We start from the raw sequence: 22424 nt of genomic DNA, 5'->3' as shown, positions 1-22424 counted from the left end.
AATTATAGATTGGTAGTGGTGAAATAATTAGAATATAGACCAATACAAATATAGGTTAAAATTTAGATGGATGAATGTATGGTTGTTGCCCCCATTGCCCCGACGCATGCAATATCTTTTTTACATCATCCAATGCACATCCATTTCTTATAATCCTAAAGGAACCCTCAACAGAGAGGTCCACAATGGTAGAGCCTAATCGCATCGGATCAGTGGCACCCAAAGTACCTCCATCAAAAACGGCATCTAGGTCAGGCCAAAGTTGTTTAAATTCTTGAACATCTAAACAGCTGGGCTCATTACTTGTATTGGCACTGGTTAACGCAATGGCTCCATTGCAAAGCCTGGCAACATGTATCATGAATGGGTTATTTGGCATGCGCACACCAATTAAATGTGTGTTGGGAATCAATTCTTTATGAAAAGGTGGCAATACTTCAAAAAGAAGGGTGACAGGCCCAGGGAGCAAATGATCAAGCAAAGGCCTGACCTTTACATCTATCTTACAGTATTTAGGTAGCTCTTGAACTGATCCAATGCAAATTGCAATTGGCTTATTAGGGTCACGTTGTTTAATGGCAAATAATCTTTTTACTGCTTGCTTATTTTGTACCAAACAGGCTAGCCCATACACCGTATCAGTAGGCACAGCAATCACACACCCTCTATTCAACAAGGAAACAGCGTATTGAGCAGCGTAGCATATAGATTTCTTGTAAAAGCAGTTTTGATTTTTAATAGAATCCATCTTCCAAGTGTAAAATTTCAGTAACTTGTTCTTTACTTCCTAGAACAGCTATGGTATCAAAACGTATAGCTTGCCAGCTATTTTGGATATGCAAGTAATGTGCGGCAGCCAAGCGCAGGGCACGAATTTTCTTTTGGCCTACAAAAGCTTCTGGGTTGCCAAATAGATTGTTTTTACGTGCTTTGACCTCAACAAAGACAATCAATTTTCCTTTTTTAACAATAAGATCTATTTCGAAGCGCTTGTAACGAAAATTTTGCGCCAGCACGCTAAAACCTTTTTTGACCAAGTAATCTGCTGCAACCATTTCTGCGTATTGACCAAAATCTTGCGCAATGTTTTTTGTTGGCATGACATAAAATGTACTATACTAATTATGCGAATCATTCATCTGAATATAAAAAATAGTCCGAACTGGTTCTGTCTGCACTATGTTGTTTTAATAAGTTATGTAATAAAAAACTATTGGTGAAGTTATACTTATACCTGTCTGATGCTTTATTAAGTACATATGATCTAGATTTGGATGGTTTGTATTTTGTCTATTTATTCGTATAATCGCTTTACCTCAAATAAAAAATTTGGGTTATAGGAGTAGATTTTGTACAAAGTTTTATAAATTAATGAAAATTATAAACTATTTCTCCAAGCGGATCTATCTGCTTTACAGTTTTTGTCTGGCTATTTTGTTGAGTTTTGTTGCGACAATGTGTAAGAAAAAAAAGGTTCTTCGGTCCCCTTTGCTTTCATCCAGCCAGATTAAAACTGGCCCTGTCAGTTCTGTTGGGTCCCTTGCTCCTCCTACTTTATCCAGTCAAGTTAAGGCTAGTCCTGTAGGTTTTTCTTTCCCCTCTTCTCCTGTTGCATCAAATGTAGTGTCCATGCCTAATTCTGGTTCAGTGAAAGAGGATCAGGTATCTATAATCAGTCGTTTGGGTATGATGGTGCGGGAAGAAAAAACGTGTCGTGAAATATTTAGTCAAAAGCTTAGTGGAATAACAGCTCTTACAGAAAGAGATCAAATGATTGCATCGTATGTAAAAGAAAGAAACCAGCGTATTGAAACGTTTAACCTGCTTTTAAAAAAAGTGATAGATTTTAGTGAAAATCAACGATTAATAAAAGAATTTCATGATACAAGTGGAATGTGTGGGGAGCTCAATGTGCTGAATGATCAATATGTTGGCGTGTCAAAAGAAAAATTTCAAAAGCGAGGCGATATTGTTGAAAAATATAATGGCTATTTAGTAGAATCTAAAAGGCAGCAGATCAGACGTCGGGTAGAAGATCTTATGAGTTTTACTGCTAATAATCCATCTATATGCCCAAATAAACAAGGGCAGGGTATATCCTGTGCTATGTGTCACTTAACAGAATCTGTAGGGTTACTGCCATGTGGTGACTATGTTCATGTCGGTTGCCTTGTGGAAGAAATGATTGCTGTGTGGAAGAAGGGTTATGAGTTTGTATATACATGTCCAGGATCTTGCGGTAGTTATTTAGGTTTCCATTACTTTCTATTCGATGATGCATACGCAAAAAAGCCTCTAACTCTGGATGGGGTGAAAAAAGAAATATTCTTCAAGCCTAGAGGTTAATAAAGGATATGGTTATAGATCCATCTGCAACTTTTTTGACCAGCGCTTGATTTTTTTCTTGCTTTTTGATCAACCAAAAAGTAAGCTAAAAACTTCTTATTCTAAAAATTAGATAAATATAAATTTATTTTTACCATAAAATAGCTGTAATTTAGTCCCCTATGAGGAGGGTTGTAATGTTAGCTTTGTATTTTCTAATCAGGCATAGTAATGCTATGGCATTGCCTGGCCGTTTTAGTGCGGAGTGTTCCCCTTCTTACGCTACCAATAGGGTCTATAGACATAGACAAATGGAACTAACACCTTATGCTAAAGGAGGTGCTATAAGGATGCACTTTGGCGGTGCCTATTATCTTGCACTACAGGAACATTGTAACCTTAGTGTAGGTCTTTCCTATGCTTTAGGGCATGTTGACTTGGCTTGTGAAGTGGGTGAATCGAAGACTTCTATACGTGAGGCCTATTTTTTACATTATGTGTGGGTACCGCTCCTATGCAGATTTTATACCAGTGAGGTGATGATTGATACCAGTATCTATTTTAAGCTGGGTATTATACCCTCTATAAATCTGCCTGCTAGGACCACTGCACCATCCAACTCAGATAGACCCGCTTTTTTAAGCAAGCGGCCGTTGGGCTGTTTTATCGTTTTAGGTGGTGGCGTAAAGTATGATTTTAGTCTAACCAATAGCTTGGTTGTAGGGTTAAGTTATTGTTGGGACTTGCCTGGTGTCATGTATAAAAAAGATCCAAATAATGATCAAATAGATTATTATTGCCATAATGACTTTTTTTGCCTTGATATCTGTTGTTTATTTTAATAGCATAGGCAATCACTCTAAGCATACATAAATGGTTTAAGGTTAACAATAGCGCTCTTTCGAAATAATGCTACCAAATCGGTCTGCCAAAAGAAGGCTAACCTTTTTTAATTAAAATATATTATGAAGTTATCAAATTTTAAGTTTGAGCTACCAGCGCACAGCATTGCACAATATCCAATTGAGGTAAAAGAAGATGCACGTTTAATGGTCGTACATAAAGATAGTGGAAAAATTGAGCATAAAACCTTTAAAGACCTGCCAACCTATTTTAGTGAAGGAGATACTTTAGTCGTTAATGACTCTAAAGTTTTACCCTGTAAGCTTTATGGTTGTAAAGAAAAAACAAATGCACAAGTAGAGGTCCTCTTATTGCGAAAACTAAATGATGAACATGGTTTGTGGGATACTATTGTGGAGCCAGCACGTAAAATCCGTATAGGCAATAAAATTTATTTTGGCAATGGGGAGTTGGTAGCTGAAATCATAGATAATACTACTTCAAGGGGTCGCACCCTTAAATTATTGTTTGATAGAACAGAAGAAGAGTTCTATGCACTGATTAATGAAATTGGCCATATGCCTTTACCCCATCAAATAGGGCGTCCTTCTAAACCAGAAGATAGGGAATACTATCAGACTATATTTGCGCAAAATGTAGGTAGTATTGTACTACCAGCTGCTGGGTTGCATTTTACCCCTTATTTGTTAAAATATTTAGCCTTACAGAACATTTCTGTTGTACCGATTACGTTGCATATTGGTTTAGGTGAGCTAAGTACTATTGACATGGAAGATTTAACCAAGGTAAGGGCTTCTTCTGAACGCTTTATGATTACCCAAGAGACTACAAAGGTGGTAAACCAGAGTTTGCATCATCAAAAGAAAGTTTGTGCAGTGGGTACTTCAGTGTTACGGGCTATGGAGTCTTCTGTTTCGGTCTCTTGCCAACTAAAAGAAGCCAGTGACTGGACGAATAAATTTATTTTACCTTCTTGTCCATTCAAAGTTTGCAATGCATTGTTGACCACATTTCATCTTCCCTCTTCTATTTCTTTGGTGAGTGTAGCTGCTTTTGGAGGAGAAGAGTTAATTTTAACTGCTTATGCCGAAGCTATCAAGGAAGGGTATCGATTTTTCTTATATGGCGACTCTATGTTGATTATATAGATAATGGCACTATGCTATACCATGAATATTTTCCTATATTCGGAGAAAGTTGTTCCCTATATGTAGGTTATGATTTTTCAATAGACCTTCTGCAAAACCTATTTCTAATGGCAATTTTGGTGTCGAAGCTTGTCTATGCTCCTCAAATACATAGTATGCTGCGGTGCTCGACTGCGCTTCTCCTAAAAACTGCTGATCACAAATAGGTTTTGAAGAAGGTCTAATCTTTGAAATGGCGATGCGCACCGCATGGTTGTAATTGGTTCCTGCATCTTTTTAGGATGTATGTGTAGGAGTTAATCAAGCTATAAATTTATTATGATAAGGATAGATATAAATATCAAAAAAGTAAAAGGTTTGCTATGCCTCTTTTGCCTATGTATAGGGTGGGCACAGTCCGCTTTTGGTGTAACGCATTACGTTGTACGAAAGATTGAAATAGTGGGCAATTGTTTTGTAGCCTCTGACCTGTTGATTGCGCTTTCTGGTTTAGAAAAGGGAAAAACGGTTGATCCATCTGCTGAAGAGATTCGTGGTGCTATTCAAAAAATAACCAAACAAGATGGGATCAAATCGGTTGCCATCTATTTATCTGAGGTTGATCAAGCAAATGGTTTAGCAACTTTTGTTATTGATGTAGAGGAACATCCCCGGTTAGCCAGCTATCTTTTAGAAGGATTAACCAAAAAAGAACAAAAAATGGTGCTTGAAAAAGTCACGATAGCTAATGATGTTGCGTTGTCTCCACTTTTTCTTCAAGAAACGGCTTCTAATATTAAAAATATATTTTTAGAAAGAGGATTTAGGAAGGTAGCGGTTGCTACAGAGTTGATGTTACATCAAGGCATGGGTCATAAAGCTACCTTAAAAGTTAAGGTAAATAAAGGCAAGCAAAGCAAGGTGCATAAAATTATTTTTCAAGGGAATAACCATTTAGATGCCGATCTCTTGCTATATAATATGAAGGCATTGCAAGAAGCACCTCGTTTTACACTTTTACAAGATATTTTTAAGAAAAGCATCACCCTTGCACCCATTCGGAAGGGCGGTATACTGTTAGGGTTGCCTAAAACGATGGATGATGTAAAACGTTATCTTTTTAATCATATCTCCTTTTCTTCATCTGTTTTTACGGAAGAAAAATATTTAAAGGCAAAAAAGGACCTTATTCTTTTCTATCAGTCGCAAGGGTTTCGGGACGCACATATTGCAGCAGAGCGTTTGCAAACTTCTAGTGCTGGAAAGTTGAATGTTCATTTAACAATTCAAGAGGGCAAGCAATATATGCTCCGTCATATCAAGTGGGTTGGCAATTATCTATATAGTGATGAAATACTAAATAAGTTGTTAAACTTAAAGAAAAAAAGAATATATGACCCGGTTTATATTAAAAGTCGATTGGTCCCTGGGATTACAGATGTAACAATTAATGATTTATATACCAATAATGGCTATCTTTTTTTCCGTGCAGAACTTGTTGAGACGGGTATAGAAGACAATCAGGTAGACCTAGAAATTAGAATTCAAGAGGGCAAGCAAGTTACCATCCGCCAAGTAGATATTGTAGGCAATACATTAACCCATGATTACGTTATCCGCCGTGAACTGCTGACTTTACCTGGAGAGAAATATAACCAAGGCCTTGTGCGAGAGTCTTTACGTAACTTAGCCATGTTAAGATGCTTTAAGCCTGAAAAATTAATCCCAGAAATGGATCCAGATGAAGTTAAAGGTACAGTAGACCTGACTTATGTGGTAGAAGAAGAGCCTAAGTTCGATCTTAAGCTCAATGGGAGTTATAGCAAGGCTATTATAGGTAGCCTTCAACTTGGTTCTAATAATGCTTCTTTAAAGAATCTCTTTACAGGCAAAGTACCTATAGGGGCTGGTCAAGACTTGCATTTAACAGCTGAGCTACACGGTAAAAATTATAAAAATTTTAGTTTTTCTTTTCAAGAGCCTTGGTTTTGGTTGGGAGGCAGTCGTTATATACTTGCTGTAAGCTTCAATAGTGCTTATCACAAAAGCGATTCTACTGAAAAGAGTATATTAGACGATTGGGTATTCTTAAATATGTTCCCAATTGGGAAACAAGATAGAAAAACTAAAATTTACTCAACTGGTGGTAGAATAAGCCTAGGTAAAAATATTGCTAAATATTGGAGTTCCCATTTGGGTGTAGATTACCACTACCATACTTACCAACATTGTAAATTATTAGAAGATCACAGGCAAAGGTCAGGGGTGCTGCATGATTTTACTTTAGACTTTTTATTGCACTATTCTACTATAAATCATCCAAACTATCCTACTGCTGGATGCGAGTGGCATAGCGCTTTAACCTTAACGCCTCCTTACACTTTGTTTGGGTATGCGCCTGCTGCAACCACTATACCACGTTTTAAGGAATTTGGAAAGTTTATAACAGATATTTATTACTTTAAGCGTTTGTTAGGTAATTGTGTTTTCCATTTTCGTGGTCATGCTGGATTTTTACACAGCTTGTCTAAAAATGAAATAGGACCTTTTGAGCGATTTTATTTGGGTGGAACATCAAGTACCTCCCCTAAATTATTGGGAACCAATTTTGTTTCGCTACGTGGTTACCCAGATGGTAGCCTTACACCGAAAGATTATACGAAAGGTGTAGAAGGGGGCGTTTTATTTAATAAGTTTGTTTCGGAGTTGCGTTATCCGCTTATGCTTGCGCCTATTTGTTGCTATCTATTGGGATTTGTAGAGGTAGGGGATAGTTGGCTACATTATAGAAATTTTAACTTATCTAATATAAAAAAATCTATAGGTGGTGGTGTGCGCCTTATTTTGCCTATACCTATTATACCAATGCTTGGCCTTGATTTTGGCTATAAATTGGATCCTGAAAAAAATGTTCGTGGTGCTAAAAGCGTTTTTGAATATCACTTTACCATTGGGCCTGATATGCGTTAAAAGTACGCGTTGTGCACCTTTTAAAAAAGAGGAAGCAACATAAAAAGATAAAATTATGCGTAAGATAAATGCACTACCTATTGGTTATTCAGACGTTACATCGGTCATTGAGACAGGCTACTACGTAGATAAAACAAAATATGCACAAGAGTTAATAGAAAAGAGAAATCCTATATTTATAGCCAGACCTAGAAGATTTGGTAAGTCTCTGTTTATTAATACACTGGGTACTATATGTAGCGGAGCGCAAGAAGTATTTAAAGATTATCATATAGGTAAACTGGAAAATGGATATGACTGGAAGAAATATCCGGTGATTAGGTTGGACCTTTCTAGATTAACCAATGATACACCTGAATTATTACAATTGTCTTTAGAAGATACACTGACAGAAATTGCTTCGGCATATGGCCTAACACTTAGAGGTTATGCTGTTAAAGCAAAATTTTCTAATCTGGTTTCAGATATGACACAGTTAGGCAATAGTTATGAACCGAGAATAGTAGTCCTTATAGATGAATACGATGCACCTATTGTTCATCTAACAAAAGGATCAGACCTAGAAAAATCCAATATTAAAGTCATGAAAGATTTCTTTATGACTTTGAAGTCATTAAATGACTACTTTCAACTCACCTTTATCACTGGTGTAAGAAAATTCAGTTTATCGGATGTATTTTCAGGGGCTAATCATTTAAACGACATTACGATTTCCAAAGATGCTGATGCCATGTTTGGTTATACCCAAGAGGAGATATTATCTACTTTTTCAGTCTATTTAGAAGGTATTGCTTTAAAGTGGAGTCAAGGTAATGATAAAAAAATAACTAAAGAAGTAGTAATGGAGCGTATGGCAACTTATTACAATGGTTATAAATTCCATAAAGATGGGGTAAGTGTCTATAATCCCTGGTCTACATTAAAATTTTTAAAGAGTAGTGAGTTAGAAAACTACTGGTACGAATCAGGTAGTCCAAGCTTGCTGATTAATCAGATGTTGTCGGATCCTGATCGGTTTGATCTTAATGTAGATGATCTTCAAATAGAAGCTGCTAGAGAGGACCTCATGTATACAGAAAGTAGAAATGAGATTAGTTTAAAGTCTTTGATGTTTCAAACCGGATATCTAACCATTGATCATTATGATGAATCTACTGGTTTATACACTTTAAAGTTTCCTAATAGAGAAATAGAAGCCTCTTTTCAGAAAAGTATACAGTCCAGTTTAGAAAAGAGCGTAAAAGACTATTTCATACAAGAACGAGATAAAATTAGAAATGTACTGGCTGGTAAAAAAATCAGATCATTTATAGATAATATCAACACAGCCTTTGCAACCCTTCCTTACTACATCGACACAGGGCAAGAGAAACAGTACCACAGCAATTTACATATGTTGTTGCAAGGATTGGGATTTCTAGGCGGTAGAAAAATGCAGATGCATAGTGAGTCGTCCTCTAGTAAAGGCAGATCCGATATTGTTTTAGAATTAGAATCAGCTATATATATTATAGAAATCAGGTATAAATCCAGCGGAAAGGTCGCCTTGGAACAAATTAAAGCAAACGGTTATTATAAACCTTATTTGCTCAGACAAAAAGCCATTATACTACTAGGCATTAACTTCAATGAGGAAACTAGAATGATAGATAATTGGGAGTATGAAATACATGAAGCACATTTGGAAGAGTAAAAGGTATGGTTATCAATTCTATAAGCAAGGTTAACAATTTTGTTTTGTCATAGTTTTCAACAGCAATATCATGGATATGTTTATGACGGACTTCAAGTATCGTATTATCATGCGCAAGTGCATCAAGTCGTTCATCGATAGCTTTGGTATGCAAGTGATCTAAAGCACTATCCCATTCGTCCAGTAGTAGTAAGCTATGTTTACTGTTTTGTAAAATATTTAGCAAAATCTTCCAGTGCTGCTCTCCAATTGATCCTTCTATCGTTTCTATACCAAGCACAATGTTAGGCCCCCATAGAATGGCTTGAGGATATTTTTTTTAATACGCCTTAATAGAGATGATTTGCCACTTCCATTACTACCCGTTATGAGAAATCTTCCTTGAGGCAGATCACTACGCTTAACATGATCCAGAAACAACTTTGAGGTCCAAATTTGGTTAGTAGGGCCTTTGAGGCAATCAAACGTGATAGCTGCACAATCTGATGGATCAGATAATGTTTGCTTAGGTAATTGTTCGACAAATTTATCAAGGTTACCGATTTTGGCATATAAAAATACCATATTGTTTAAGCTAGTACAGAGTGCATGGATATTTTGTAATAGCTGCAACGCCCGTGGAAGTACCGCTACCAGTGCTCCTAAAGAACCCAGATGGCTCATGACCTGATCTCGTGCTGCTATAATGATGATCGGGATGGCGATTAAGATAGGCAAGCAGCTAAATAGCTGCTCTATTATCTTATGCCGTTGTATCAACACAAATAGTTGCTGTATGGGCTGTTGGGCTATGCGCTGTGCTTCCTGCATATAATGTTGATTGCCAAAAAATAGATTGTCCCAAAAATAGATTGTCCCAAATGAGATGAACGGCATTGTAAAGCATCGAGTTTCTGGGACTGTATTTGCTTGGAGAGTTTCTGGATCAAAGGCTTTGCTAGCCCCATCGATAGTGCAGCAAGGACTAGAGCGGAACAAACTGCTAGGGATGTCTGCATGCCTAATACACAGGTAAAGGCAATAACCGTAAAAAGTATATTCAAAAAAACAGAGACCCCGTCTACAAAAGTGTGGCTGGCTTCTTGAAAAGTTTGGAAAGATTCTCCAGCTATCCAGTTCTGAGTTTTTATCTTATTATGGGCAGTTGCTAAGCGGATATCACCACCTAATTCCTCAAAAATTTTCTTGTAATAATAGACCCAACAAACATTGGATAACTTAGTCTGAAAGAATAGTGCACATGCTCCGAGCAGATATGCCAAGGCTACTAGTGCAAAAAATAGTGTGATATGCCTAAGGACAATCGTTGGGCTATGGGCAATAGTCTGGCCTGCTAACCCAATATAATAAGTGGAAAGCCCGATAACTACTTGCTGTAAGCAAACCAAGGAAATGCTGTAAATAAAAAATTTATTCTTAAATAAGTAATGCATATATTTCTTTGTCTTAAATTACTACATTTTTCACTAGAATAGTAGATAATTTAGGACATTAATTTGCCTTCTATTGCGCTTAGAGATGCTTCTGCTTTTTCCAACATCTTCCGTGTTCTTTCGCTTAGTAGCTCATTAATATTGGCCATACGCATGGTTTCTTTAATAGCAGCCACTGCTTTAGCCATTAAGTCCTTAGAAGTTGCATGAACTTTTGTCTCTTGCTGAGTCAAAAATTTATTCCTTGCTAGGATAATCTCTGTGGCCACAATAATGCTATGGACAACCTTATCTAAAGGCCGTTTTTTGTTTAAAATAGCAGAGCTGGAGAAGTTTTCTGGTTTGCACAACGCTGCATAGTTATAATGCATATGGCAGCGTTCGTCAATAAATAGTTGATGATGCGTTAACTCATGTAATAGTAATTCAGCAATATCTGCTCGATCTAGTGCTCCATGGCCACTGATCCAAATCAGACCTATGCCAGCAGAAGATGAGCCCCCAAAGGAAATATGCTGATCTATTGTTCTGCTTTTTCTCAAAAATATAGTATGGATGATGAGATCAAAAAGTGCTTTTAATTCGGTATTTGATTCCGTCAGATGGAGATAACCTAGCTTAAGTGCTTCTAGATGTTGCGCTTGTTCATCTGTTGAATAAGCCTCCCCAATCATAGATTGTTGGTGTATATCATCTAATGCATTGCCACTACTTTCTGGATTTAGCTGCGTCCATATTCCAATAGTATCTGCAATAAAAGATATAGATAATGTGTCTGGAATAGGTTGTACTGGTTGATGCTTTTTTAAAAATTTAAGGTAAAATGGTTTTAATTCATATGTATTAGATATATGCTTGCGCTTCATAAATTTTTTGGATAGCATGTAAACATTTTTAATAGTTTCTTCTATTCCGAGTACATGTAACATGTGAAACTATATTTATAGTTATTTGTTTAATAGATTAAAATTATATGCAATGCAAAAATATAATGTGCTGCTTTTTTAAAGTGTATAACATAATAAAGCAATAGCATGGAATGGCTCAATGCTATTGCTTTTAGATGGTAATGCTTATCACCTATAGCGATATAAACAATAGACCTTCTGCAAAACCTATTGCTAAATGGCAATTTTGGCGCTTGTCTATGCTCCTCAAATACATTTAGTATTCTGCGGTGCTCGATTGCGCTTCTCCTAAAAATGCTGATCACAAATAGGTTTTGAAGAAGGTCTAATACTGTTTATTCTGAAAAAGCAAGCATATTGAATCGGGTATCTTGATGCTCATTTTCCATAATAATAAGTACTTGTTGCTCCGCTTTGGCAATATCGGATGGCTCTATAGTGCCGATTATATCTTTAATGTTCATAGTAGATGCTGTTTTAATGAATGTTTAGAATTAGGATTATTACACGCTACAATGATTATTCTTGTATAATCATTCATAATTGCTATATAAAACATTTTTTAGGTTTTTGCAATAGTTCATTGCATGTCAGGTATGGGGTTTGTGTCTGTCGCGTTGGTTTTCAACCAGTTGCTATATTGGATGGCGTTATCGTTAAATTGATGCCATTGCTTGAAAGGATGCGCTATGTGTTCTGTTGCTGTCCAGTCAGACTGGGGCCATTACTGCTTCTTTTTAATTTTAGCAACCACTTTAGCTCTTTTCTGTTTAGCCAGTTCAATGTTTTTTTTATTATTGGATTTACTGATCATAGAGTCTAGGGTGGCTTTAGCTTGCGCAAGATTGCCTAACATAATATAATTATCTGCCATCAGTAAAAAGGCATGATCTATATAACGGGTATTATGTGGAAATTTTTCTACTAGATCAAATAAAATATTTAAGGAGGCTTTGTAAGCCTTTAGTTTAAATTCTGTATGGGCCAATAGATATTGTGCTTCTGCTGCAGTAATGGTATGTAATGGTTTAGTGGCCTTTAGAAAATGGCTTCTAGCACGTTTGTATTCTGATCGTTGCATGGCTATTTTCCCTAGATAAAGCGCAGCCTGCCCCATCGTTTCAATCGGTGCTTCCTTCGTACTATTCAATAATTGCAAACAAGCTGGTGTTGTAATTTGATATTGTTTTATCGCAAAACTAGCTTTTATAAGCCCAATTAAGGTATGGTGATATTCTTTGTCTGTCAGTTGCATCTTCTGTAGTTTTTGGTAGTAGGTTACAGCTTCTTGGAAACGTTTACCTTGTTCAGCCAGATCAGCCATTCTTAACCATGCTTTTTTATGGAAAGTAGTTTGACGGGCAGCTACTACTTTTTTATAATAACTTATAGCTTGACTGCTTTTTTGTAGCCTATAATAACTTTCTGCCATTAAAAAATAAGCCTCTGAAAGCACCTGACTATCTGGATACTGCTTATCAAAAGCAGTGAGTTGTTGCAATACCTTACCGTAGGCCTGATTATAAAAGAGCTGTCTAGCTGCATCAATGGTACGTTCATCGGACTGACTGGCCATTTTTTGAGCAACATGGGTATACTTTTTTAAATAGAAATCTAGTTTTTCAGGTGTGTCAGTAAATAGTTTCGATAGGGCCATTAAAGCGCTTTCTGCATGGAGATGGTTAGGATATTCATCTAAAATGGCCGTATAGTCCGCAGCAGCGGCTTCATATTTTTGAAGATTTTCATAAGCAAGGGCGCGTTTCATCAATAAATCTGGCTGTAGGTCACGCGCTCCTTCCCTTTGCATAAGATAGCTAAATGATTGAATAGCGGCTTCATAATTACCTGCATTGAATATGGTACACCCTTTATGGTAGCATGCTTTTTCATAATATTTGGTTTCTATATGGTTTGTAAATATTTCTTGTAGGCAACGCTCTGAACGAAGATTGTCTCCTAATGTTTGATAAATCAGCGCTTCTTGGTAGCGAACATGGGCAGGGTTGTAGGTATACATACGCGCATATAGGTTCAGTGCTTCTTCATAATTTTTCTTTACATAATAACAATCAGCTAGCCTAAGGATTGCATCGTAGTGGGTGGCAGCAGGCTGTTTTTGGGTTATCGCTATATATTGTTCAAAGAATTTGGCTGCAGTGGTATAATGACCTGTGTTGAAATAACCATAGGCTAGTCCATATAAATTTTTCTCGTAATACAGCGTATTTAAACTGCCTTGTTCCATATATTTCGTGTAAAATTTTAATGCCTTTTCATATTTGCCAAGGGCAGAAAAAGCTTCTCCTAACCAAAACTGAGCTTGTAGCACTAAAGATGATTTAAAAGGGAAAAGGAGCGATTGCTTCAACCATTTTATAGCGTCATCTAAGGTGCCTTTATTGTAGGCCGCTAGTCCTTGGCAAAAAAGTACTTTTTGGTATAGCTTTAAAAGCGCTTCAGTTTTATAAGGTAGCCTTGCTATATAATCTATAACTGTTTGATACGCTTTTGTTTTATAGTAACACTGTATGAGTAAGGCTTGTGCAGTCGAAAGCTCTTTACTATCCTGATGGCTTTCAATAAAAGCAGCCATCGCCTCTATAGCTTCTGGAATGGCTCCTTGCTGGTAGCGTAAGCCTGCAAGTTTGATAGCGGCTAAGTCGCTGATTTTTGGATCAAACTTTAACCGTTCAGCTTGCGAAAAAGCAGCTATCGCTGCTGGAATGGCACCATCTTTTTCATAGATCAGACCACTGTAGTAGGCAGCAATTTGACCGGAATGGTCCTCCCTATGCAATAGGCCCTGAAAGCAAGCAATTGCTTTGGTGTATTGTTGCGTTTCATATAATGCATGGCCCAACTTAGTCCGGGTCATATGGTTTGTGCGATCATTTAAGGCCGCCTGATAGTGGATAATGGCTGCTTGATACTGCTTGAGAAAAAAGTAGGCATCTGCAATAAGAAGTTGATCTTGTTTGACAAAAGATGAATCTGGATCCCGTTCTATCAAATCAACCAATGATTCAAACCTGCCAGCTTTATGGTTTACCTTTAAGATTAAGCTTTTGGTTTCTAGGCTATATTTTTTACTTGCTTTTTCCAGTGCTGCAAGCGCACCATCATAATCCCCTTCCTCAAAAGCTATATAACCTATTTGTAATTGTGCAGGATAGTAATAAGGATGGTTTGTATCGTTAATGGTTGTAAAGTGTTTTTTTGCATTTTCCCAATCTTTTAGTTGCAAATAAACAGCTCCTGTTGCATATGGAAGGGCTGCGCGCTCTTGTGGCGCTAAACAATCTGCTTTAATGTTTCGGTATAAAGCAATACTTTTTTCAAATAAACCTGCTTCAGAGAAGCATTTTGCCAAGTGATAACGCACCGTTTCTACATATGCACTGGTAGCGTACCTTACTATAAAATATTGCAAAAGGATTGCTATATGCGGGTCTTTATTTGCTAAAGCAGCTAAAATAATATAATAGGAGGCCTCTTCTTTCTTATATTTCTTATACTTGTGGCTGTTTAAATAGGTCTCAAAGTACTTTTGGGCGGTTGTGTATTGATGTTGGTCAAAAAGCAATTTTCCTTCATGAAAGATCGCCTCTGGAAAAGGACCAGGTTGCCTATTGCTGCTGGAGAAGCCTTTGTACGGGGCAGCCATTAGCAAAATGGCCATTAAAATAACAGAATATATTGGTTGCATCGTCGGTATATTAAATTCAAAAAATAGCATTTTTGTGTAGCAGCCTTGGTGCTATACCAAGAGACCTTCTTCAAAACCTATTTGTGATCAGCAGTTTTTAGGAGAAGCGTAGTCGAGCACCGCAGAATACTAGATGTATTTGAGGAGCATAGACAAGCTTCGACACCAAAATTGCCATTAGAAATAGGTTGCTGCAGAAGGTCTAATGAACCCATTACACCATCTTAGTTACCCTAATCAGGAATTTTTATTTTACTTTTTGGTCAAGCGAAAAGTAGTATATAAATTCCATATAGCCAAAATATGAATTTCTGTTTTATCTTGCTATTTTTCGAAAGAGATTACGAAAATGCTTTATGCCATTTCTTGAAAATAACCCATAGCGTTAACAGTAAAGTTTTGACGTGGCATCACTTGAAAAGTATGTGACTCATCGCGTTGATGTACTTCAATAGCTGCCTCTGTAATATTGAGTTTTGCAGGATCATATTTTAGGCCTATAAGCACTTTCTTATGACATAAATCATATTGAATGCTATAATCTTTACTATGTATTTGCTCCAGAGCGTATAAGGGTGGTTTATCTACTTTTAACTCAAAAACATAGACAGTACTTTGATCGTTATATTGGTCCTCCATAACGATATCTGTACGGCCTATTCCGCTATCTATTTCAGCACTGGCCCACGTATCATAAGTGGTATGAAAAGCACCATTCAGAAAGGAATATAAAGCACCCTGAAAGCTCCTTTCTGTTCTATCTAGAAAACGATAACCGGCTTTGGCCAAACAAGAACTACGAATGACGTTAAGAAAAGAAATCCATGATTCGTTTCTTAAAGATTGTAAAATAGAAACGCTACATATTTTTCCTGATTCTTGTTGTGAGTGCGCAATAAAATCAGATAATATAAGCTTTAAAGAAGATTTTACTTCCTGGTTTGGAAACTTTAAATAATAAGTTAGATTATTTTTATCTTGTAGATGAGATGGATCAAGATCCATTGTAAGATATCCAGTTTGGTACATCAAAGGTAGCAAAGGCATTTCGTGGATAGAAGGATGTACGAATTTAAATCTCATCTTATCTATTGGGAAATTACCTTTATCCCAATCTATATTAAACCGATCTATATTTTGCTTCATTTGTTGCAATAGAATGGTAGGACTTCCAGAGTTAAACCAGGAATTTTCAAAGTCTTTTGCATAAAAGAACCTTAGTATGGAGTCTGGATTATAAACGCTTACCATTTTATCAGCTGTAAAACAATAACCATTATAATAATCTTTTAATGCTTGTTTTAATTGAATAAACGTGTACTTTTCTTCCTGATTATTTTTTCTATTCAGTCTTTCAAGTATTGGATGAACAATTGTATTCTTACTAAGAAATAGGTTGTCAATATCCTCTTCCGTATAGCCCAACATCTCTGCATAATCCTCATGAAATGATATGTCATTGGCTGAATTCGCTCCTGAGGTAAGGCCAGATAGGTGAAACTTAGTTACACCTGTTATAAAAATAAATTTACAGTCCTTCTGGCGACTTTTTAAAACTTTGAAAAATGAACTAAGTAGAGCAAGTACCTCTTCATACTGCGCTTTTTCGCAGGAAATGAGTGGACTGTCGTATTCATCGATTAAAATAATGGGAGTAGGTTCGTAACCTTCTTGAAGCCTTCCTAGGATATTGATCAGCTCACTCAGTTTTGTGCTAAGTGAAGGCGCTTTTAGTTTATTGATGCCATATTTATTTGCAACTTCTAAAAGCTTATATTGAAGTTCTTTTTCCAATAACTCAGGTTCTTTAGAAACTAACTCCGAAAAGTTCAACCAAACAACTGGATATTTTTTCCACTTATAGGTTTTATCTCTATAAATAGCACATGCCTTGAATAATGCTTTATTCCCTTTTGCTATTTGGTCTATAGTATCTAAAAGTAGAGATTTGCCAAATCTACGTGGTCTTGTAAAGAAATAATATATACCATTCGTCTTGAAGAGTTGAGTGATATAGGCCGTTTTATCTGCATACAGCTTTTGTGCGATCATCTCTTTGACATCAGCGCTGCCAACCGGAATTTGCATACTTAGTGTAACGTATCCTTGTTGATCCGCTATTTTTAGCGCTGTATCTCCTTTTTTAGAATCCATATTCTATTACTTTTATTTAGAGGTATATAATCGTGTTTCCCACTACAAGGTAGATAGTTTTTATTAGCATTTAATCGATCTGTTTTAGCTGCTCTACTTCTTTGGTCGATAACCCAGTAATCGTAATGATATCATCTATCGGATAACCCTTCAATAGCATTGCCTTAGCGATTTCCAATTTCTATTCTTTCTTCCCTATTTGTTTATCTGTTGAAACTTTACAGTGTAGGGTTAGCATGTAAAATCTGATAGCATATATTCTCCATTTCTGATAACCAGGTTAAAACATTATTTTTTTTGGACCATGGAATATAAAACTCCATGGTGTTTTTTGCTATTCTTTTTTGGTCTGCTAGCTTTCGTACAGCTATAGTTCTTAGGTTATGCAACCTATCAGCTAATTTAATCTGAACGACACGAATGTCCTTACACTGATTCAATATAATTTGACTATCTGAATGATCTAATTTCCATCGCAACCCATAAGTATTATAATGCGTAAGCATGTCTACTATATAAGCAACTTCCATTCCATATAGCAGTTCTATTTGTTCCAAAGTAACCATTGTATCCTCTATTACGTCATGTAATAAAGCAGCTAAAATGGTATCGGCATTCTTTGTAGCCTCTAATACAATCTTAGCTACCCCCATAGGGTGGGTATAATAAGGCTCACCTGACTTACGTATAATATTGCCATGTGCTTTTTAAATGAATTGAATTGTTTCTTTTACCGTTTTTTCAGTTAAGGTTGTTGTACTTGTAAGTAGACTAACGAGCTCCTGTTCTTGAGCTAAACTTTCATCAGTTTCTGCTATCTTATTCAATAAATCATCGGTATGATATGGTTTAAAACGCATAACTTTTTTACCATTAATAGGTAATATGTAAAGACAGGTCAAACTAGTTTCTGTGTCTATGGTTTCTATATATCCTCCATGAGCTTGTACAATTTGTTTGCTTTCTTCTTGATAGAGATTATTGATTGTCTTAGGTAAGCAGCATGAATCAATTTCATCAGTAACTGCATAAGCAGGTGATATATTTGGCCTATCTGTATCTGTAGATATTGAAAAAGCAAGTGCAGGTAATATAGGCGCTCTTAATTGTTTTTCATGCGTACTATGTATAGCTACCTGGTAAGGCCTAGGGAAAGGGTAAGACAACAATGTGTCTGAAATAGTCAAAGAAACTGTATGATCTATGGTATATTTACCCTGACATAGGTTTAAAAAATTTATGGTAAGTAATCTTTCAAAAATAATTGGTTCGGTTAATAAGTATTTTTCTTTGGTTTGTTTTGTTAAAAGCAATTGTATTGGTACATCTAGTTTTCTAACCATTTCATAAGATTTTAGGACTAGGTCCTCTATGCTAACGTTATGGATAGATTTTGAGTCCAACGTATAGGTACGTTCTTCCTTAGCCCTTTTTAGTAAGGATTGTCTAAATACATATAACTTTTTCTGATGTTGTTGTATAAATGGGTTTTCTACATAGGGTCCTAGTTCATCAGCCATGTCCTGTAGTACTTTTCCGCTATAGGTAGGGTCTAGTCGATTCCAGTTGGCTTGATTATGTAGTGAAGCTAACGCATACTGTTGTTCGTAGGTTCTAGTTAACGCTATAGTTTGTAATTGTATGTAATTTTTATTCCTTAGATATCGATACACTAAGCAACCAAGTAGAATGGTTAATCCTATCATTGTTTCTGTTGTTATCCACTCTTCTTTACAACTTGCAATGGCTACATGAGGCGGTATCCATCTATGGAAAAATAGCGCTGTGGCTACCATGGCTATGATTATGGTATATGGTAGTAATAGACTAGTTAGACCTATATTTACTATAAGCAGTGCACAGGACATAGGTGAAAAATGGCTTAATTTTATATAGGTGATGCCAGCAATAAAAAGGACTGCATATAATAATATAGGCCACAATGCATGCAACAGCCTATTACCTCCCTGTTTATAAGTGTGAAGCGCAGGATAGATGGTGACTATTGTGCCTATAGCCATAACCGCTATGTGCCAATAGATATAGGAAAATCCATATACTTGTTTCACATAGCAAAGTAGTATGGAGCTGTAAATAATAAAATAAATACCTGACGCTATAAAAGTAGTTACACTTTTAGGAAATAGATCACTCCAGTAAGATTTGGTAAAAATAGATTGGAAATATTTTATTTTTCTTATCCACCAACGTTTGGTTTCTTGGTTTTGTAGTATTACAGGACTAGCATCTGGAATACCTAACCATCCTGTATTAGGCTGTTTGGGTAAAAGATAATGTGCAATAAATAAAACAAGTGCACTATATATCAGTGCCATAAAGATATCTCTGTCTCCTATAACTTGTTTCTGTATAAAGATACGATAAGTTGTCAGCACTATACTGATTGAGATAGAACATAAAACGGCATAAGACCGTGGTCTAAATCCAAAGCAAGCCATCATAAATGGTACTGTAACAACAGGTACATAAAAGTGAAATGCTTTTGCCATTAACTGGATGACACTGTCTGTGTGTAACACAATAAAAATGGCTGCAATACCTATCAAGCCAGAAATAATCCGTATAACTTTAAGAGAGGGCTTACTATTTAATTTTATAACATTAGCAATGAAGGGCCATAAATCGTTAGCAAATAAAATAGATGAAGTATGTAAACTAGAGTCAGCAGTGGACATCAATAAAGCAATTATAGATGTGATTAATAGTCCCTGTATGCCAGGAAATAAAGTAAGATTAATGATATAGTCTAATATACTTTGCCCAGGTGGTACGTTATGCCCACCTATATACAAAGCTGCAATAGTGATTAAAAAAGCTAAGGAAAGTATCATGTGCATTATGGAACTTCTAGAAAATACTTTGGCTGCTTGTTGGATTGAAGAAGACATATAAATACGTTGAACATGTGCTGGATCAAAAGTAAATATCGCATTCCAAATAAAATAAAGCATTATATGGTTTAGGGAATGATTCCATGCAGTGGATATATGAGATATGTTGAACTGAGATATGCTTATAAAATTTTGCCAATTTTCCCATGGATTTTGGGCATGGTATATAAATGAGAAAGTTAAAATAGGAAAGCAAACACCAAAAAGAAAAAATTGATAAACATCTGTTAACGCTACAGACCTAGCACCGCCAAACGTAGTGTAAACAATAATTAATAAGGACAAAATAACCGTCCAACAAGTTGGATAGGATACTAATTTAAAAAGTGGGGTAACTGTAAGAATCGTTAAGCCGATCTTAAACTGAGTGGCTAGCTTAGCTATGGTCGCTATCATACCTAATATAGCTGTAATTATTCGAACGACCGGTCCATAGACTTTTCCCATAGACTCAGCTATAGAAAAATCTCCTATAAATTCCTTCATTCTTACAATGATCAACTGGGAGGCTAAATAAAATCTAACAGGACTGATTAAATCTATAAGTAACATATATAACCCTTGATGATAGTAACCATTTAATTTAGAACGTAAGAAACCACCACCATAAATAGTAGCTATAAGTGAAGTAGAAATCACAAACGTAGACATCTTTCTACTGCCTACTGCATAGTCTTTAAACGTGGTAATTCCTTTGCTATAGTATAACCCAATAGCAAGAGCTACAACTAGAAATATCCCTATTATAATCAAATCTATCGTATACATATAATTTTAATTAGATCAACCAGGTCGCTACGCTTATTTGAGGCAAAATCGCTTACAATAACCATTTCATATACAGCATGGTATAGATATTATCTATAGACCTGTTGCAAAACCTATTTCTAATGGCAATTTTGGTGTCGAAGCTTGTCTATGCTCCTCAAATACATCTAGTATTCTGCGGTGCTCGACTGCGCTTCTCCTAAAAACTGCTGATCACAAATAGGTTTTGCAGAAGGTCTTATGCAAACCGCATCAGAGATAGGCTATATAAACTTATTTTATTTACCATCTGTTGGTATCCTTTTTACATTAATGTTGTATTTTTGTTAGTGATGCTATTTTACTGCTGTTGTTTGTGATCAGGTATACATCTTGTATTTCAAGGAGATTTAAAATAGATGCTGCTCCATCGAAGGTTCTTAGATCTTTGGAGTTAACTAGAGAAATCCAATCGTCATTTTCTAATGTATCCCATGGGATATTGAATGGCGGTATATCATATTTGTGCGTATACTGAGCATGTGCCTCTTCTGATTTTATCATCCATCCAAATCCTTTTCGGTCATGTGCAGGAATGTGTATGAGCAACCCATGCTTATTCAGCTTGCTTATTTCTATAAGTGCCTTGATAAGCTGATCTTGACAATCACATCTAGTATCATTATATAGTTGACTAGATGAACAGCCAGAATCTAATCTTAACCAGATATTTTTTTTTAAAGCGTTAAGTAAGTGGTTCTTTGCTTGAATAATATAGTACATTTTCCATACATCAGACTTTAGTAGACATTTATTGTATTGTAATACAATAGTTTTATTAGAAAAATTGGCATTTACCAATCTTGTTGTATGATACACTACTTTATCATTTTTAAATGCTATAACATCACTATAATCTTGTTCATGCGCTATGATATAATCTGGATTTGCTTGGCAAAAGTTAGTTAGAAAATGCATTAATGTTTTTTTATCTATATCCTTGTAAGTGCTATAGCAGTTTGAAACAAAGATATGTGGATAATATACATTACTAATATCGCATTTACGTATTAAGATGTACTTTTTATTGGTTTGCTTATTTGCATCAATATATGATTGAAATATACGGTATGGTTCTGATAGTAAATTATTCAGTTTGAGATCAATATCTGAAATATCTAAGAAAACTACCTTTGCCTGATGTGGTGTTGCAGCATAACAATTGATAAAAATAATATCATAAGAAGCCCTTATTTTTCCATCTTCATCTTCAAATATGGCTTGCATACGCCATTGCATAATAGAACCTATTAAGGGTTCACCAATAAATATTTTACACTTATCCAGTTAAAAAATTAGTGGCCTATGAACTGATGACATGGCTATCATGCATTTTCTTTATGTAAATAGGAATCAACCGTGGACATTAATAATGCTATAATCGTTGTTATTAATAGACGCTACATACCAGGAAGATAAACAGGATTTATAATATGATCCAATACACTTTCCTTGGAATTAAGGTCTAACACCTTTAATGTTTAATTAGTTAATTTATAAACTTAACACAGTTAAGAACACA

18 protein-coding genes are annotated in these 22424 nt (G+C 35.8%); 5 read left to right on the top strand and 13 right to left on the bottom strand.

What is annotated here, in order from left to right:
- Positions 1 to 55: 55 nt before the first annotated feature.
- Both FPG78_RS04815 and FPG78_RS04810 read right to left on the bottom strand, forming a co-directional pair.
- Positions 56 to 748 (bottom strand): L-threonylcarbamoyladenylate synthase, encoded by a 693-nt coding sequence (locus FPG78_RS04815; protein WP_144086858.1) that lies wholly within the window; start codon positions 746 to 748, stop codon positions 56 to 58.
- Positions 735 to 1100 (bottom strand): YraN family protein, encoded by a 366-nt coding sequence (locus FPG78_RS04810; protein WP_223262015.1) that lies wholly within the window; start codon positions 1098 to 1100, stop codon positions 735 to 737. Before FPG78_RS04810 ends, FPG78_RS04815 begins: the two co-directional genes overlap by 14 nt.
- Before the next feature lie 355 nt (positions 1101 to 1455).
- On the opposite strand from FPG78_RS04810, the gene FPG78_RS04805 reads away from it, so the two are divergent.
- The 3 genes from FPG78_RS04805 to queA all read left to right on the top strand — a co-directional run bounded on the left by FPG78_RS04805 (position 1456) and on the right by queA (position 4337).
- A complete protein-coding gene (locus FPG78_RS04805) occupies positions 1456 to 2346 on the top strand; it encodes a hypothetical protein (RefSeq protein WP_144086857.1) in 891 nt (296 codons plus the stop codon).
- A 161-nt stretch (positions 2347 to 2507) separates the two neighbouring features.
- Positions 2508 to 3167, top strand: coding sequence for an outer membrane beta-barrel protein (locus FPG78_RS04800; protein WP_144086856.1), 660 nt, complete (start codon positions 2508 to 2510; stop codon positions 3165 to 3167).
- A gap of 123 nt (positions 3168 to 3290) precedes the next feature.
- The gene (queA, locus tag FPG78_RS04795; protein ID WP_144086855.1) at positions 3291 to 4337 is read left to right on the top strand and encodes a tRNA preQ1(34) S-adenosylmethionine ribosyltransferase-isomerase QueA; all 1047 of its coding nucleotides are present in this window, start codon (positions 3291 to 3293) and stop codon (positions 4335 to 4337) included.
- 33 nt (positions 4338 to 4370) lie between these two features.
- Here queA and FPG78_RS04790 read toward each other — a convergent pair whose 3' ends face one another.
- Entirely contained in the window at positions 4371 to 4583 is a 213-nt protein-coding gene (locus FPG78_RS04790; protein WP_144086854.1) for a hypothetical protein, read from the bottom strand.
- Positions 4584 to 4655: 72 nt separating this feature from the next.
- Between FPG78_RS04790 and FPG78_RS04785 the strand changes: the two genes are divergently transcribed.
- Together FPG78_RS04785 and FPG78_RS04780 are read left to right on the top strand one after the other, a co-directional pair.
- Positions 4656 to 7286: a BamA/OMP85 family outer membrane protein gene (locus FPG78_RS04785; RefSeq protein WP_144086853.1), complete on the top strand. Its 2631-nt coding sequence runs from the start codon at positions 4656 to 4658 to the stop codon at positions 7284 to 7286.
- A 55-nt stretch (positions 7287 to 7341) separates the two neighbouring features.
- Entirely contained in the window at positions 7342 to 8979 is a 1638-nt protein-coding gene (locus FPG78_RS04780; RefSeq protein WP_144086852.1) for an AAA family ATPase, read from the top strand.
- Here FPG78_RS04780 and FPG78_RS04775 read toward each other — a convergent pair.
- From FPG78_RS04775 to FPG78_RS04735, 10 genes are all read right to left on the bottom strand, one after another.
- On the bottom strand, positions 8924 to 9259 hold the full coding sequence (locus FPG78_RS04775; RefSeq protein WP_144086851.1) for a P-loop NTPase family protein: 336 nt from the start codon (positions 9257 to 9259) through the stop codon (positions 8924 to 8926). The genes FPG78_RS04780 and FPG78_RS04775 overlap by 56 nt on opposite strands.
- A complete protein-coding gene (locus FPG78_RS04770; protein WP_144086850.1) occupies positions 9247 to 9789 on the bottom strand; it encodes a hypothetical protein in 543 nt (180 codons plus the stop codon). The genes FPG78_RS04775 and FPG78_RS04770 overlap by 13 nt, the downstream gene beginning before the upstream one ends.
- Positions 9768 to 10367, bottom strand: coding sequence for a hypothetical protein (locus FPG78_RS04765; protein ID WP_144086849.1), 600 nt, complete (start codon positions 10365 to 10367; stop codon positions 9768 to 9770). Before FPG78_RS04765 ends, FPG78_RS04770 begins: the two co-directional genes overlap by 22 nt.
- Before the next feature lie 95 nt (positions 10368 to 10462).
- Complete coding sequence (locus FPG78_RS04760) at positions 10463 to 11341, bottom strand: aKG-HExxH-type peptide beta-hydroxylase (protein ID WP_144086848.1); 879 nt, start codon at positions 11339 to 11341, stop codon at positions 10463 to 10465.
- A 314-nt stretch (positions 11342 to 11655) separates the two neighbouring features.
- Positions 11656 to 11784 (bottom strand): hypothetical protein, encoded by a 129-nt coding sequence (locus FPG78_RS08155; protein WP_255431756.1) that lies wholly within the window; start codon positions 11782 to 11784, stop codon positions 11656 to 11658.
- Positions 11785 to 12044: 260 nt separating this feature from the next.
- Positions 12045 to 15029, bottom strand: a complete 2985-nt coding sequence (locus FPG78_RS04755) for a tetratricopeptide repeat protein (protein WP_186292468.1) — start codon at positions 15027 to 15029, stop codon at positions 12045 to 12047.
- 354 nt (positions 15030 to 15383) lie between these two features.
- Positions 15384 to 17183 (bottom strand): AAA family ATPase, encoded by a 1800-nt coding sequence (locus tag FPG78_RS04750; protein WP_144086846.1) that lies wholly within the window; start codon positions 17181 to 17183, stop codon positions 15384 to 15386.
- Positions 17184 to 17401: 218 nt separating this feature from the next.
- Positions 17402 to 17872: an HD domain-containing protein gene (locus tag FPG78_RS04745; RefSeq protein WP_223262066.1), complete on the bottom strand. Its 471-nt coding sequence runs from the start codon at positions 17870 to 17872 to the stop codon at positions 17402 to 17404.
- Positions 17873 to 17890: 18 nt separating this feature from the next.
- Positions 17891 to 20863 (bottom strand): sodium:solute symporter family protein, encoded by a 2973-nt coding sequence (locus FPG78_RS04740; RefSeq protein WP_144086844.1) that lies wholly within the window; start codon positions 20861 to 20863, stop codon positions 17891 to 17893.
- A gap of 309 nt (positions 20864 to 21172) precedes the next feature.
- Positions 21173 to 22141, bottom strand: a complete 969-nt coding sequence (locus tag FPG78_RS04735) for a GTP cyclohydrolase II (protein ID WP_144086843.1) — start codon at positions 22139 to 22141, stop codon at positions 21173 to 21175.
- Positions 22142 to 22424 lie beyond the last annotated feature (283 nt).

The sequence above is a fragment of the Cardinium endosymbiont of Dermatophagoides farinae genome (assembly GCF_007559345.1).
Taxonomy (GTDB): domain Bacteria; phylum Bacteroidota; class Bacteroidia; order Cytophagales; family Amoebophilaceae; genus Cardinium.
This window is presented reverse-complemented; position numbering and strand designations above follow the sequence as displayed.